The organism is Pseudomonas sp. NPDC089918 (genome assembly GCF_050280605.1).
Lineage (GTDB): Bacteria > Pseudomonadota > Gammaproteobacteria > Pseudomonadales > Pseudomonadaceae > Aquipseudomonas.
This window is the reverse complement of record NZ_JBNNVP010000010.1, coordinates 74,175-87,795: the sequence shown is the minus strand read 5'-3', so window position 1 is coordinate 87,795 and position 13,621 is coordinate 74,175. Positions and strand designations below refer to the sequence as shown.

Below are 13,621 nucleotides of genomic sequence, written 5' to 3'. Positions count from 1 at the left end.
CCTGCGCAGATTATTGGCGGGGAACGAGGTCCAGGCACACCGAGTTGATGCAATAACGCAGGCCGGTGGGCGGTGGACCGTCCGGGAACACGTGCCCAAGGTGCGCATCGCATGTGGCGCAGACCACTTCAGTGCGAATCATACCGTGGCTGACATCACGGATCTCGACCATCGCGCTGTCGCCGATCGGTGCGTAGAAGCTCGGCCAGCCGCAGCCGGAATCGAATTTGGTCTTTGAGTCGAACAGCGGCGCGTTACAGCAGATGCAGTGATAAACACCGTCGACCTTGCTGTCGTTGTACTTACCGGAGAACGGCCGCTCGGTGCCCTTGAGGCGGCAAACGTTGTACTGCTCCGGATCGAGCATTTCACGCCATTCTTCCAGGGTTTTTTCCAACTTTTCCATGATCACACCTCAGCAACTGAAAAAGCCCGATCTGTACCTTTTCCACGGATCGGGCGGCACGTATGATTGCGCCTCGTCAAACGCCAGTCTGGCAGCCAGACCACGCGCATTCAAACGGATTATGAGTGCCGCGACTCAAGGCGTCAGGCCTGTGTGAATACGCAGGATTCCCAGTACGGTCGTTCATACGCCGCCTGGATCGTTCATTATCGGGAACACATCGCCATGCAGGTCAGCAAATCGAACAAGCTCGCCAACGTCTGCTACGACATTCGCGGCCCAGTGCTCAAGCACGCCAAACGCCTGGAAGAGGAAGGCCATCGCATCCTCAAGCTGAACATCGGCAACCCGGCGCCCTTTGGTTTCGAAGCGCCGGATGAAATCCTTCAGGACGTGATCCGCAACCTGCCGACCGCCCAGGGCTACAGCGACTCCAAGGGCCTGTTCAGCGCCCGCAAGGCCGTGATGCAGTACTACCAGCAAAAACAGGTGGAAGGCGTCGGCATCGAAGACATCTACCTGGGCAACGGCGTTTCCGAGCTGATCGTGATGTCGATGCAGGCCCTGCTCAACAACGGCGACGAAGTGCTGGTGCCGGCTCCCGACTATCCGCTGTGGACTGCCGCAGTCAGCCTGTCGGGCGGCAACCCGGTGCATTACCTGTGCGACGAGCAGGCCAACTGGTGGCCGGACCTGGCCGACATCAAGGCCAAGATCACCCCGAACACCAAGGCGCTGGTGATCATCAACCCGAATAACCCGACCGGTGCGGTGTACTCGAAGGAAGTGCTGCTGGGCATGCTGGAACTGGCCCGCCAGCACAATCTGGTGGTGTTCTCCGACGAGATCTACGACAAGATCCTGTACGACGACGCCGTGCATATCTGCACCGCCTCGCTGGCGCCGGACTTGCTGTGCCTGACCTTCAACGGTCTGTCCAAGTCCTATCGCGTGGCCGGTTTCCGTTCCGGCTGGGTCGCCATTTCCGGCCCGAAACATCATGCCCAAAGCTACATCGAAGGCATCGACATGCTGGCCAACATGCGCCTGTGTGCCAACGTGCCGAGCCAGCACGCCATTCAGACCGCGCTGGGCGGCTATCAAAGCATCAACGATCTGGTTCTGCCACAAGGGCGTCTGCTGGAACAGCGCAATCGTACCTGGGAACTGCTGAACGACATTCCGGGCGTGAGCTGCGTCAAGCCGATGGGCGCGCTGTATGCGTTCCCGCGGATCGACCCGAAAGTCTGCCCGATCCACAACGACGAGAAATTCGTGCTCGACCTGCTGCTCTCGGAGAAGCTGCTGGTGGTACAAGGCACGGCCTTCAACTGGCCATGGCCGGACCACTTCCGTGTGGTCACCCTGCCACGGCTCGACGACCTGGATCAGGCAATCGGCCGGATCGGCAACTTCCTCAAATCCTATCGCCAGTAAGTGCTCTGTCACCGTGCGACGCGGGTTAAAGTCGCACGGTGATTAATTCAGCAACACATCTGTGCCCCCTACCCTGTATCGTTGTTTCAAGCGCTGACGGACGACACGTTTCATGCCCGCGCCTAACAACGGCGGGGGCCTGCGACGCTAATTGGCTGACAACCGTTTCCCATGCCGACGTCGGAAATGCCCTTCAAGCCGCTAGACTGTTGTTGTAGGACACAGTTTGAAATAGTCACTCGGTTGAATAGCCCGGTGCAGCACCTTATATACCCCGCAGTACGCTACATCTTTAGCACGAGGAGATTTCTACAACCATGATGCGCATTTTGCTGTTTTTGGCCACTAACCTGGCGGTCGTGCTGATTGCCAGCATCACCCTGAGCCTTTTCGGCTTCAACGGGTTCATGGCGGCCAATGGGGTTGATCTCAACCTCAATCAGCTGCTGATTTTCTGTGCGGTCTTTGGTTTCGCCGGTTCCCTGTTCTCGCTGTTCATCTCCAAGTGGATGGCGAAAATGAGCACCAGCACCCAGATCATCAGCCAGCCGCGCACCCGGCACGAGCAATGGCTGCTGCAAACTGTCGAGCAATTGTCCCGCGAAGCCGGGATCAAGATGCCCGAAGTCGGGATTTTCCCGGCCTATGAAGCCAACGCCTTCGCCACCGGCTGGAACAAGAACGATGCACTGGTCGCGGTCAGCCAGGGCTTGCTCGAGCGATTCTCGCCGGATGAAGTGAAAGCCGTTCTGGCCCACGAAATCGGCCACGTGGCCAATGGCGACATGGTTACCCTGGCGTTGATCCAGGGCGTGGTGAACACCTTCGTGATGTTCTTCGCCCGGATCATCGGCAACTTTGTCGACAAGGTGATCTTCAAGAACGAAGAAGGCCAAGGCATTGCCTACTACGTGGCGACCATCTTCGCCGAACTGGTCCTGGGCATTCTGGCCAGCGCCATTGTCATGTGGTTCTCGCGCAAGCGTGAGTTCCGTGCGGACGAAGCCGGTGCACGCCTGGCCGGCACCAGCGCAATGATCGGCGCCCTGCAGCGTCTGCGTGCAGAACAAGGGCTGCCAGTGCACATGCCGGACACGCTGAATGCCTTCGGCATCAACGGTGGTCTCAAACAAGGGTTCGCCCGTATGTTCATGAGCCACCCGCCGCTGGAAGAGCGCATTGACGCATTGCGTCGTCGGGGCTGACAGGCTCCGCACCAAAAGAAAAGGCCCGCAGTGATAATGCGGGCCTTTTTTTGTCTGCTTGAGTGTGTGGTGCTCATTCTGGCCCCATCGCGAGCAGGCTCGCTCCCACAGTGGAGCGACGCTACCTAATGTGGGAGCGAGCCTGCTCGCGATGGGGCCGGTACAACCACTACAAATCTATCGGCTGGAAACCCGATAAACCCGCTCCTCAAGCCGCGTGACACCGGCCTCGAGAAACTTCCAGCTCTCACCCAGGACGTCCTGGTCTTCCAGAATCTTCAGCGCCCACACATCGCCGAACAACCGCTGCACCTCATCATCCAGCACCGCAAACGGCGGCCCGTCCATCTGCACCTGATCGTAATCCAGGGTAATCAACAGCCCCAGAGAATCCTTCGGCAGAATGCGAATCAAATGAGCCGCGTATTGCTCACGCATCGCCGGCGGCAGGGCAATCAATGCCGCGCGGTCGTACAAACCGCTGCAGTCGGCCACATCGCCTGCCGTCAACTCAAAGAAATCGCCACACCACAACTCGATTGAACCGGCACGGTAGACCTTGAACGGCCCCTGCTCACTGACGTCCGGGTCAAATTGATGCTCACTGAAGAAATCCTCCACGGCCTTTTCCGACAGCTCAATCCCCAAGACCTCATGACCTTGGTGCGCCAGCCACAACAGATCCAGGCTTTTCCCACACAGCGGCACCAGCACGCGAGCGCCCTCTTCCAGGCTCAACGCTGGCCAGAACCGTTGCAGATAAGGATTCACTTCCGGCAGATGAAAGCCGATCTGATTCGACGCCCATCGTTTGTGCCAAAACTCCGGCTGCATAATTAACCCCGAAAAATTCGATCAAAAGACCCTAAAACTTATATTAGATTTAGATCAATGATCTGACTGAAGATGGTGCCATCTTACTCTCAGGAGCTCATTCATGTTCCCCAGCCTGTATATCTCTCATGGCTCTCCGATGCTAGCCCTGGAACCGGGCGCCAGCGGGCCGGCCCTCGCGCGCCTGGCCGCCGCATTGCCGAAACCCAAAGCCATCGTGATAGTTTCCGCGCACTGGGAAAGCAGTGAACTGCTGGTCAGCGGCAACCCTCAGCCTGAAACCTGGCACGACTTCGGCGGCTTTGCGCAGGCCTTGTTCGAGGTGCAATACCCGGCCCCGGGCAATCCGCAACTGGCGGCGGAGGTGGTCGAGCTGCTGAAGGGCGATGGCCTGCCGGCGCGCATCGACACCCAGCGACCGTTCGATCATGGCGTCTGGGTACCCTTGTCGTTGATGTATCCGCAAGCTGATATCCCGGTGGTGCAGGTCTCGCTACCCACCCGTGGCGGCCCCGCCCTGCAAACTCGCGTCGGCCATGCCTTGGCCAGCCTGCGCGAGCACGGCGTGCTGTTGATCGGCTCCGGCAGCATCACCCACAACCTGCGCGAACTGGACTGGCACGCCGGCCCGGAAAGCGTCGAACCCTGGGCCAAGGCGTTCCGCGACTGGATGATCGAGAAACTCGAAGCGAACGACGAAGCCGCGTTGCACGACTATCGTCAGCAAGCTCCGAATGCTGTGCGCAACCATCCGAGCGACGAACATCTGCTGCCGCTGTACTTTGCCCGCGCGGCTGGGGGTGAGTTCAGCATTGCGCACCAGGGTTTCACCATGGGGGCGTTGGGGATGGATATTTATCGCTTTGGCTGACACTTGATCGTTCCCACGCTCTGCGTGGGAATGAATCAATGGACGCTCTGCGTCCGCTTCTGGGACGCGGAGCGTCCCGGGCTGCATTCCCACGCAGAGCGTGGGAACGATCAACAACAGGCAAAAAAAATCCCCGAACCAGTCGGGGATTTTTTATGTGCGATCAATCAGCTCGAGAGCGGATCAATCTTCGCGATAGCGACGCAGCTTCAACTGCTTACCGGCAACGCGAGTGTCCTTCAGTTTGGTCAGCAGCTTCTCCAGACCATCTTCCGGCAGCTCGACGAGGCTGAAGCTGTCACGCACCTGGATGCGGCCGATGGCTTCACGTGCCAAACCGCCTTCATTCAGGATGGCGCCCAGCAGGTTCTTGGCAGCGATACCATCACGCGCACCCAGCGCGGTACGGCAACGAGCACGACCTTCGGCCAATGGAACCGGAGCACGACGCTCGCGATCACCACGGTCCGGACGATCACCGGAACGCTCTGGACGATCGCCACGCGGTGCGTTGTTCGGCACCAATGGACGTTCTTTCTCGATTGCGGCCAGGGTCAGCGCCTGAGCGTTGGTTGCCTTGCGCAGCAGAGCAGCGGCCAGTGCACGCGGGGTGCAACCGATGTCGGCGGTCAGGCGATCCAGCAGATCACCGTGAGTCGATTCGGCATCAGCGACCAGCGGCGACAGGCTGTTGGTCAGTTTCTTGATGCGAGCATCGAGAACGGCCTGGGCGTCCGGCAGACGAACTTCGGCAACCTTCTGACCGGTTACACGCTCGATCACTTGCAGCATGCGGCGCTCACGAGGAGTCACCAGCAGCAGTGCACGACCTTCGCGACCGGCACGGCCGGTACGGCCGATACGGTGAACGTAGGATTCCGGGTCGTACGGCATATCAACGTTGAATACGTGAGTGATACGCGGAACGTCCAGGCCACGAGCGGCAACGTCGGTCGCCACAACGATGTCCAGACGGCCATCCTTGAGGGATTCGATCACGCGCTCACGCTGGTTCTGAGCAATGTCACCGTTCAGCGCAGCGGCTTTGTAGCCTTTGGCTTCCAGGGCACTGGCCAGGTCCAGGGTCGCTTGCTTGGTGCGCACGAACATGATCAGGGCGTCGAAATCTTCCACTTCCAGCAGGCTCAATACAGCCGAGGTCTTCTGGTCAGCGTGAACCAACAGGTGAGCCTGTTCGATCGCGGTAACGGTCTGAGTCTTGGTCTGGATCTTCACGTGTTGCGGATCGCGCAGATGGCGTTCGGCAATGGCACGGATCGACTGCGGCAGGGTGGCCGAGAACAATACGGTCTGACGGGTTGCTGGCAGGGCCTTGAAGATAACTTCGAGGTCGTCCATGAAACCCAGTTTGAGCATTTCATCGGCTTCGTCGAGAACCAGGTGGTTCACGGTAGCCAGAACTTTTTCGTCACGACGCAGGTGGTCGCACAGACGGCCCGGCGTGGCGACAACAATCTGTGCGCCATTACGGATTGCTTTCAGTTGTGGGCCCATAGGCGCGCCGCCGTAAACGGCCACAACGGTAACGCCCGGCATTTGCTTGGCGTAGGTTTCGAAAGCGGTTGCTACTTGCAGCGCCAACTCACGGGTTGGCGCCAGGATCAGGGCTTGCGGCTCGCGCTTTGCAGGATCGATGCGGTGCAGGATCGGCAGGGCGAACGCGGCGGTTTTACCCGTACCGGTTTGCGCCTGACCAATCATGTCGTGACCGGCCATGATGATCGGGATCGATTGCTGCTGAATAGCCGAAGGTTCTTCGTAGCCGGTCGCAATGACAGCTGCAAGAATATTCGGATTAAGATTAAAAGCGGCGAAGCCGCCGGTTTCCTGGGTCATGGGTCTGCCTCTAAGTGCATCCGCAAAGACCCATGCTCCAAAGCTGCGCATGCCGTGTAAGACTCAAGAGTCGCCCTGGCTGCTTTGTCGGCGGGGATTTGCGAAAACGAATGAATGAAAAAGATTCGTCAAGGAAGAGTCCGCTGTGCGGACGTGCAGCCGAAGCTGGCTTCGGGGAATTGCGCTACCTAAACGCGGCCCGGTTAAAGGCCGGCGCGCACTATACCGGAATTCGCCCAAAAAGGGAGCTTTTTTTATCGGAAAAAACCGGCGCATACCGTTGTGTCACGGGCTTTGCGGATAATTGTGCGACGGTCTATTTTGCAAAGGCCCGGCCCTGCTGACGATGGCGCTAAAACGGTTCACTCTAGCGACGCAGCCCCTTCGGTCTGACACCCCTTCCCCACCCGAGGAAATGTCCCATGAATCAGCCCAGTCCCAGTCGTGTAACCCGTGAACGACACGGTCATGTCCTGATGATCGGTCTGGATCGGGTGGCCAAACGTAATGCTTTCGACCTCGACCTGCTCAACGAACTCAGCCTGGCCTATGGTGAGTTCGAGGCCGACAGCGAGGCGCGGGTGGCGGTGGTGTTCGGCCATGGCGAGCATTTCACTGCAGGGCTCGATCTGGTCAGCGCCGGCGCGGCCCTGGCCGAAGGCTGGCAGGCGCCGCCCGGTGGCTGCGACCCATGGGGCGTGCTCGCAGGCCCTCGGGTCAGCAAACCGGTGATTGTCGCTGCGCAAGGCTACTGCCTGACCGTTGGCATCGAGCTGATGCTGGCCGCCGACATCAACCTGTGCGCCAGCAACACCCGTTTTGCCCAGAAGGAAGTGCAGCGCGGAATCTTCCCGTTCGGCGGCGCGACCTTGCGCCTGCATCAGGTCGCCGGCTGGGGCAATGCCATGCGCTGGCTGCTTACTGGCGATGAGTTCGATGCTCATGACGCCTTGCATCTGGGGTTGGTACAGGAGGTCATGGCCAGCGAGGACTTGTTGCCGCGGGCCATTGAATTGGCGGAGCGGATTGCCCGACAGGCACCGCTGGGGGTTCAGGCAACGCTGATGTCGGCCCGGCAGGCGCGCTATGAGGGTGAAATGGCGGCAGCTCAGGCCTTGCCGGCACTGGTGAAAAAATTGCTGAACAGCGAGGATGCCAAGGAGGGTGTGCGGTCGATGATCGAGAAGCGGCCGGGGGTTTTCAAAGGCTGCTGACATTCAACCTGTGGCGAGGGGGCTTGCCCCCGTTGGGTTGCGCAGCAACCCCAAAACCATTCAATTCGGGTGTATCAGGCACACCGCAATAGCTGATTTTACGACGGCTTCGCCGCCGAACGGGGGCAAGCCCCCTCGCCACAATGAATTCATGCAACCATTCAAGTCGCCGGCCGAATAGCCTTGATCAACGACTGCAACGAATACCCCAATCGCGGCGCCAGGCCTTCAGCGCGAGCGATCAGCCCATCCATGTCCAGTTCCTGATCCAGCTCCGATGGCACAATCAGAATCACGTTACCCTCCTTCACTGGCAGTTCCCAGTAATGCCGGTGATAGAGACCGCGCAACAACGCCGCCCCCAACGGCCGACCATCGTCGGTGGCCCACTGGTTGATCACCAGCCAGCCACCAGGATTCAAACGCTTCTGACAGTTTTCCAGAAAACCCCAAGCCAGATGCCCGACACCCGGCCCGACATCGGTATAGAGGTCGACGAAAATCAGATCGGCCGGTTCAGCCGTTTCGAGTAGCTCAAGGGCATCGCCGACGCGGATGTACAGCCGCGGATCGTCATCCAGCCCGAGGTATTCGATGGCCAGGCGCGGTACATCCGGGCGCAGCTCGATGGCTTCGACGTCTTCCAGCGGCAGGAACTTGAGGCAAGCCTGGGTCAGCGTGCCGGCGCCGAGCCCGAGGAACAGCGCGCTTTCCGGCAGTTCGTGGCACAGCGCGCCAATCAGCATCGCCCGGGTGTAATCGTACTCGAGCCAGCTCGGGTCAGCGGTGAACACACAGCTCTGTTCGATGGCATCACCGAACTCCAGGAAACGGTAATCGGCCACTTCCAGCACGCGAATCACGCCGAACTCATCCTGTACCTCGGCGAGCAGATGCTCGACGCGCTCCTCAGTCATTTCGTCTCCTGATCGTCACCGGGATCCGGCAACGTAATAAGACCGCGTGGGTGGCGCGGCAAAGGCGCGATTGTCCGCGAAGCGACGGGAACAGGTCACGCACTAATTGCTGATAACATAACCGTCCGAGCGTAAAACACTAGAGACTGCAATGAGCCAACCCTGGAGCCCTGACAGCTGGCGCGCCCTGCCGATCCAGCAACAACCTCAATACCCCGACGCGGCGCATTTGCTGCACGTCGAGCAAACCCTGGCGAGCTATCCGCCGCTGGTGTTTGCCGGTGAAGCCCGGGAGTTGCGTCGTCAGTTTGCCGAAGTGACCCAGGGCCGGGCGTTTCTGTTGCAGGGCGGTGACTGCGCCGAAAGCTTCGCCGAATTCTCCGCCGCGAAAATTCGTGACACGTTTAAAGTGTTGCTGCAAATGGCGATCGTCATGACCTTCGCCGCCGGTTGCCCGGTGGTCAAGGTCGGACGCATGGCCGGCCAGTTCGCCAAACCCCGTTCGGCCAACGATGAAACCATCAACGGCGTGACGCTGCCGGCTTACCGTGGCGATATCGTCAACGGCATCGGTTTCGACGAAAAAAGCCGTGTACCGGACCCGGATCGCCTGCTGCAGTCTTACCACCAGTCCACCGCAACCCTGAACCTGCTGCGTGCCTTTGCCCAGGGTGGCTTTGCCGACCTGCATCAGGTGCACAAGTGGAACCTGGACTTCATCGCCAACTCGGCGCTGGCCGAGAAATACAGCCATCTGGCCGACCGCATCGATGAAACCCTGGCCTTCATGCGCGCCTGCGGCATGGACAGTTCGCCGCAACTGCGCGAAACCAGTTTCTTCACCGCCCACGAAGCGCTGCTGCTGAACTACGAAGAAGCCTTCGTACGTCGCGACAGCCTGACCAACGACTACTACGATTGCTCGGCCCACATGCTGTGGATCGGCGACCGTACCCGTCAACTGGACGGCGCGCATGTCGAATTCCTGCGCGGGGTGCACAACCCGATCGGCGTGAAGGTCGGCCCGAGCATGAACCCCGAAGACCTGATTCGCCTGATCGATGTGCTCAACCCGGACAACGATCCGGGTCGCCTGAACCTGATTGCACGGATGGGCGCGAACAAGGTCGGCGATCACCTGCCGCAGCTGATTCGCGCGGTGCAGCGCGAGGGCAAGCAGGTGCTTTGGAGTTCCGACCCGATGCACGGCAACACCATCAAGGCCAGCAGCGGCTACAAGACCCGCGACTTCGCGCAGATCCTTGGCGAGGTGAAACAGTTCTTCCAGGTTCACGAGGCGGAAGGCAGTTATGCCGGCGGCATCCACATCGAAATGACCGGGCAGAACGTCACCGAATGCATCGGCGGCGCGCGGCCGATTACCGAGGATGGGTTGTCGGACCGTTACCACACCCATTGCGACCCGCGGATGAATGCCGATCAATCGCTGGAATTGGCGTTTTTGATTGCCGAGACGTTGAAGCAGGTTCGGCGGTGAGTCAGTAGGTTTTTTTACTACCTGACAGGCCGCCATCGCGGGCAAGCCCGCTCCCACAATGACCGCGCCGTTCACAAACTATGTGTCTGGCACGAACCCTGTGGGAGCGGGCTTGCCCGCGAAGGCGTCGGCTCAATCACCCTCAATCTGTGCCAATGCCACCCGCAATCTTGCCGCACTTGCCCGCGGGCAATTCAATTGAATCTGCGCAAGCCCCAACCAATCCGCCATCTGCCGCAGATTGACCGCCAACGCCATCATCCCGTTCTCATCCAACCCCGGCTCTTCCTCATGCACGGCATGCACCGCCAACCGGCCCAACGCCCGTTCGGCACGCAAGTCGACCCGCGCAGCAACCCGCTCATTGTGCAAAAACGGCAATACGTAATACCCATAGACGCGCTTGTGCTGCGGCGTATAAATCTCCAACCGATAACGGAAATCGAACAATCGCTCGGTACGGCTGCGTTCCCAGATCAGCGAATCGAACGGTGAAAGCAACGCACTGGCCTCAACCTTGCGCGGTACTTTCGGCTCTGCCAGGCAATAGGCCGGTTGCCGCCAGCCTTCAACCTCACACACCAGCAGATCACCCGCCTCTACCAACTCCGCCAGCCGCGGCCGGCTGTCTGCCGGGCTCAGGCGAAAATAATCCCGCAGGTCCTTTTCCGTCGCCACGCCCAACGCATTGGCGGCATGCAGCAACAGGCCTCGCTGAGCCTCGGCCTCGCTGAGCAAGGGCTGTTGAAGTATCGCCGAAGGAATCACCCGCTCCGGCAAATCATAAAGCCGTTCGAACCCGCGCCGGCCGGCCACGGTCACTTCGCCGGCGGCGAACAGCCATTCCAGCGCATGTTTTTCCGCGCTCCAATCCCACCACGGCCCTGCTCGCTCCTGACGGGTCGACAAACTGCCCGCACCCAGCGCACCGAGCTCCTGAACCGAGGCCAACACGCGGCGAATCGTGTCTTGCTGCTCACGACCGAAGCGCGCCAGTTGCTGATAGATGTCTTCGCCGCGGGTTGCACGCTGCATGCGCCAGCGCATCAAGGGGTACATCGACAAGGGCAACAAAGACGCTTCATGGCCCCAGTACTCGAACAATGTGCGTCGACGGCCCTGACTCCAGGCAGCCTGATCAAGCAAGTCGGAGGAGTAATTGCCAAGACGGGAAAACAAGGGAAGGTAGTGCGAACGCACCAACGCATTGACCGAATCGATCTGCAGAATGCCCAGGCGTTCGATCAGCCGGTTGAGCTGAACCGGTTTGACCGCCGCCGGCGGCTGACGCCCGTTGAACCCTTGGGCAGCCAGCGCCAGACGCCGAGCCTGTTTGAGGGAAAAAGACAGTGTGGCGGGCATGAGCATCTCCTTGTCTGCTCGCAACCTACCTCACCCGCAAGTGGTTTGTGTAGCGATGGCATCATCATTTATGCATCGGGTCATCCCAGAACGGTCTTACCGTCTCATGCTCCACATCCGCACGGCTCACGCCGATATCCTTCAGTGCTTCGTCGCTCAAGCCCGCCAACATTTCACGTTCACGGTGAAGTTCGTACCAGCGACTAAACTTGTGCAGCAGATCGGATACCGCGTGGATTGAGAATTTTTGTTCCGTTACATGCTCGTTGTGACCTTTCATCGTATTGCCCTCCTTTAGGGATGGCTCAAGTCTCGCGCCAGCGATAAGATCAATCCAACGAATGTTTCTGATGGCATACATCTCGGAGATTGATGAATGTCCGCCTACCCCAGTATCGACACCGATGTACTGCGCACCTTCGTCGCGATTGCCGATCAGGGCGGTTTTACCCGCGCCGGTGAAATGGTCAACCGCACCCAGTCGGCGGTGAGCATGCAGATGAAACGCCTGGAAGAAGACGTGTTGCAGCGCCAGCTGTTCGAACGCGACGGGCGCCAAGTCAAGCTGACCGCCGAAGGCCAGGTATTGCTGGGCTATGCGCGGCGCATCCTCAAACTCCACAGCGAAGTCTTCAATACCCTGCGCGAGCCGCACATGGTCGGCACGGTGCGCATCGGCACACCCGACGATTACGTCATGCGCTTTCTGCCGGGCATCCTGTCGCGCTTTGCGCAGTTCTACCCGCTGATCCAGATCGAGGTTCATTGCGAATCGACCCGGCAACTGTTGCAGCGCCAGGACCTGGACCTGTCCATCGTCACCCGCGAGCCGGGCAACGAGATCGGCCAACTGCTGCGCAAGGAGCGTTTTGTCTGGGCCGAAGCCCAATGCTTCAGCGCCCATGAGCAAACACCGTTGCCGCTGGCGATGTTCAACAGTGATTGTTTCTGCCGCCTCTGGGCATGCAATGCCCTGGATGCCATGGGCCGCGACTACCGCATTGCCTACAACAGCTCCAGCCTGTCGGCGTTGATGGCCGTGGTCAGCGCGGGCCTGGCGATCACCGCGCAGCTGGAAAGCCTGATCACACCGGACATGCGCATCCTCGGCGCCAACGAAGACCTGCCGCTGTTGCCGGAAGCCAGCATCATGCTGATCCGCAACCTGAACAACCCTTCGCCGATCACCGAATGCCTGGCCGAGCACATCGTCGAAGGTTTCAAACTTTAAACGCGAGCATCACCGCACAGACCACCAGAAAACCACAGAACAGCCCGCGCAGAAGCCGCTCCGGCAATGCGTGGGCAATTCTCACGCCCCAACTGATGCTCATCAATCCACCGACCGCCAACGGCACACCGATCGCCCAATGCACCTGATCGTGCACCGCATAAGTCGCCAGGGTGACGCCCGTACTCGGCAACGCCAGCGCCAGCGCCAACCCTTGGGCAACCACTTGAGTGGTACCGAACAGGCTGGTCAACACCGGCGTTGCCACCACTGCCCCGCCAACACCAAATAGTCCGCCCATCGTCCCGGAAGCCGCGCCGAGCACACCCAGCCACGGCCAGGAATAGCGCATCTGCGAAGAGGCTGGTGCGTTGGTGGTGAACATTCGCATCAGGTTGTAGGCCGACAGCGCGATCAGGAAAGCGACGAAGCCCAAGCGCATGGATTGCGCATCGATACCCACCGCCCAGATCGAACCGATCCAGGCAAAGCAGAACCCCATCGAGGCCAGTGGCAGCGCATGCCGCAATTCGATGCGATTGCGCTGGTGATAGCGCCACAGCGCCAGCATCACGTTCGGCACCACCATCACCAGCGCCGTGCCTTGGGCGATCTGCTGATCAAGACCGAACCACACGCCCAGCAGCGGGATCGCGACCAACCCGCCACCAATGCCGAACAGGCCGCCTAGGGTTCCCAAGGCCGCGCCAAAAACCAGATACAACAAGAACTCAATCACAGGCGATTTCCTTTTGTCAGGCTGTTCATCCTACGCAGTCGGCTCTGGCG

At 59.8% G+C, this 13,621-nt stretch carries 13 protein-coding genes; 6 read left to right on the top strand and 7 right to left on the bottom strand.

Features of this window, described 5'->3' with window-relative positions:
- Positions 1-10: 10 nt before the first annotated feature.
- The gene (gene msrB, locus ACQKPC_RS09920) at positions 11-406 is read right to left on the bottom strand and encodes a peptide-methionine (R)-S-oxide reductase MsrB (protein ID WP_052963997.1); all 396 of its coding nucleotides are present in this window, start codon (positions 404-406) and stop codon (positions 11-13) included.
- A 225-nt stretch (positions 407-631) separates the two neighbouring features.
- Here msrB and ACQKPC_RS09915 point away from each other — a divergent pair, with 225 nt between their 5' ends.
- Both ACQKPC_RS09915 and htpX read left to right on the top strand, forming a co-directional pair.
- Positions 632-1,843, top strand: coding sequence for a pyridoxal phosphate-dependent aminotransferase (locus ACQKPC_RS09915; protein WP_427624379.1), 1,212 nt, complete (start codon positions 632-634; stop codon positions 1,841-1,843).
- A 317-nt stretch (positions 1,844-2,160) separates the two neighbouring features.
- Positions 2,161-3,048 (top strand): protease HtpX, encoded by an 888-nt coding sequence (htpX, locus tag ACQKPC_RS09910; protein WP_007895034.1) that lies wholly within the window; start codon positions 2,161-2,163, stop codon positions 3,046-3,048.
- Between the two features lie 177 nt (positions 3,049-3,225).
- Here htpX and ACQKPC_RS09905 read toward each other — a convergent pair whose 3' ends face one another.
- On the bottom strand, positions 3,226-3,882 hold the full coding sequence (locus tag ACQKPC_RS09905; protein ID WP_427624304.1) for a thiopurine S-methyltransferase: 657 nt from the start codon (positions 3,880-3,882) through the stop codon (positions 3,226-3,228).
- Positions 3,883-3,985: 103 nt separating this feature from the next.
- Here ACQKPC_RS09905 and ACQKPC_RS09900 point away from each other — a divergent pair, with 103 nt between their 5' ends.
- Entirely contained in the window at positions 3,986-4,753 is a 768-nt protein-coding gene (locus ACQKPC_RS09900) for a DODA-type extradiol aromatic ring-opening family dioxygenase (protein ID WP_427624303.1), read from the top strand.
- Positions 4,754-4,936: 183 nt separating this feature from the next.
- Here the strand turns inward: ACQKPC_RS09900 and ACQKPC_RS09895 are convergent, their stop codons facing one another.
- A complete protein-coding gene (locus ACQKPC_RS09895; RefSeq protein WP_007899905.1) occupies positions 4,937-6,610 on the bottom strand; it encodes a DEAD/DEAH box helicase in 1,674 nt (557 codons plus the stop codon).
- A gap of 422 nt (positions 6,611-7,032) precedes the next feature.
- Here ACQKPC_RS09895 and ACQKPC_RS09890 point away from each other — a divergent pair, with 422 nt between their 5' ends.
- Positions 7,033-7,824, top strand: coding sequence for a crotonase/enoyl-CoA hydratase family protein (locus ACQKPC_RS09890; protein WP_427624301.1), 792 nt, complete (start codon positions 7,033-7,035; stop codon positions 7,822-7,824).
- A 161-nt stretch (positions 7,825-7,985) separates the two neighbouring features.
- On the opposite strand, the gene ACQKPC_RS09885 is transcribed toward ACQKPC_RS09890, so the two are convergent.
- Positions 7,986-8,741, bottom strand: a complete 756-nt coding sequence (locus tag ACQKPC_RS09885; protein WP_123501247.1) for a spermidine synthase — start codon at positions 8,739-8,741, stop codon at positions 7,986-7,988.
- 151 nt (positions 8,742-8,892) lie between these two features.
- On the opposite strand from ACQKPC_RS09885, the gene ACQKPC_RS09880 reads away from it, so the two are divergent.
- On the top strand, positions 8,893-10,239 hold the full coding sequence (locus ACQKPC_RS09880; protein WP_007899909.1) for a class II 3-deoxy-7-phosphoheptulonate synthase: 1,347 nt from the start codon (positions 8,893-8,895) through the stop codon (positions 10,237-10,239).
- 132 nt (positions 10,240-10,371) lie between these two features.
- On the opposite strand, the gene ACQKPC_RS09875 is transcribed toward ACQKPC_RS09880, so the two are convergent.
- The gene (locus ACQKPC_RS09875; RefSeq protein ID WP_427624300.1) at positions 10,372-11,601 is read right to left on the bottom strand and encodes a winged helix-turn-helix domain-containing protein; all 1,230 of its coding nucleotides are present in this window, start codon (positions 11,599-11,601) and stop codon (positions 10,372-10,374) included.
- Between the two features lie 64 nt (positions 11,602-11,665).
- Positions 11,666-11,881, bottom strand: a complete 216-nt coding sequence (locus ACQKPC_RS09870; RefSeq protein ID WP_008075682.1) for a DUF1127 domain-containing protein — start codon at positions 11,879-11,881, stop codon at positions 11,666-11,668.
- 96 nt (positions 11,882-11,977) lie between these two features.
- On the opposite strand from ACQKPC_RS09870, the gene ACQKPC_RS09865 reads away from it, so the two are divergent.
- Positions 11,978-12,832, top strand: coding sequence for a LysR substrate-binding domain-containing protein (locus ACQKPC_RS09865; protein WP_007899911.1), 855 nt, complete (start codon positions 11,978-11,980; stop codon positions 12,830-12,832).
- On the opposite strand, the gene ACQKPC_RS09860 is transcribed toward ACQKPC_RS09865, so the two are convergent.
- The gene (locus tag ACQKPC_RS09860) at positions 12,822-13,571 is read right to left on the bottom strand and encodes a sulfite exporter TauE/SafE family protein (RefSeq protein ID WP_427624298.1); all 750 of its coding nucleotides are present in this window, start codon (positions 13,569-13,571) and stop codon (positions 12,822-12,824) included. The genes ACQKPC_RS09865 and ACQKPC_RS09860 overlap by 11 nt on opposite strands.
- Between the last annotated feature and the right edge of the window lie 50 nt (positions 13,572-13,621).

Coding starts and splice junctions, on each gene's coding strand:
- ACQKPC_RS09880 (WP_007899909.1), top strand. CDS start 8,893: ATGAGCCAACCCTGGAGCCCTGACAGCTGGCGCGCCCTGCCGATCCAG.
- htpX (WP_007895034.1), top strand. CDS start 2,161: ATGATGCGCATTTTGCTGTTTTTGGCCACTAACCTGGCGGTCGTGCTG.
- msrB (WP_052963997.1), bottom strand. CDS start 406: ATGGAAAAGTTGGAAAAAACCCTGGAAGAATGGCGTGAAATGCTCGAT.
- ACQKPC_RS09915 (WP_427624379.1), top strand. CDS start 632: ATGCAGGTCAGCAAATCGAACAAGCTCGCCAACGTCTGCTACGACATT.
- ACQKPC_RS09905 (WP_427624304.1), bottom strand. CDS start 3,882: ATGCAGCCGGAGTTTTGGCACAAACGATGGGCGTCGAATCAGATCGGC.
- ACQKPC_RS09900 (WP_427624303.1), top strand. CDS start 3,986: ATGTTCCCCAGCCTGTATATCTCTCATGGCTCTCCGATGCTAGCCCTG.
- ACQKPC_RS09870 (WP_008075682.1), bottom strand. CDS start 11,881: ATGAAAGGTCACAACGAGCATGTAACGGAACAAAAATTCTCAATCCAC.
- ACQKPC_RS09865 (WP_007899911.1), top strand. CDS start 11,978: ATGTCCGCCTACCCCAGTATCGACACCGATGTACTGCGCACCTTCGTC.
- ACQKPC_RS09895 (WP_007899905.1), bottom strand. CDS start 6,610: ATGACCCAGGAAACCGGCGGCTTCGCCGCTTTTAATCTTAATCCGAAT.
- ACQKPC_RS09885 (WP_123501247.1), bottom strand. CDS start 8,741: ATGACTGAGGAGCGCGTCGAGCATCTGCTCGCCGAGGTACAGGATGAG.
- ACQKPC_RS09875 (WP_427624300.1), bottom strand. CDS start 11,601: ATGCCCGCCACACTGTCTTTTTCCCTCAAACAGGCTCGGCGTCTGGCG.
- ACQKPC_RS09890 (WP_427624301.1), top strand. CDS start 7,033: ATGAATCAGCCCAGTCCCAGTCGTGTAACCCGTGAACGACACGGTCAT.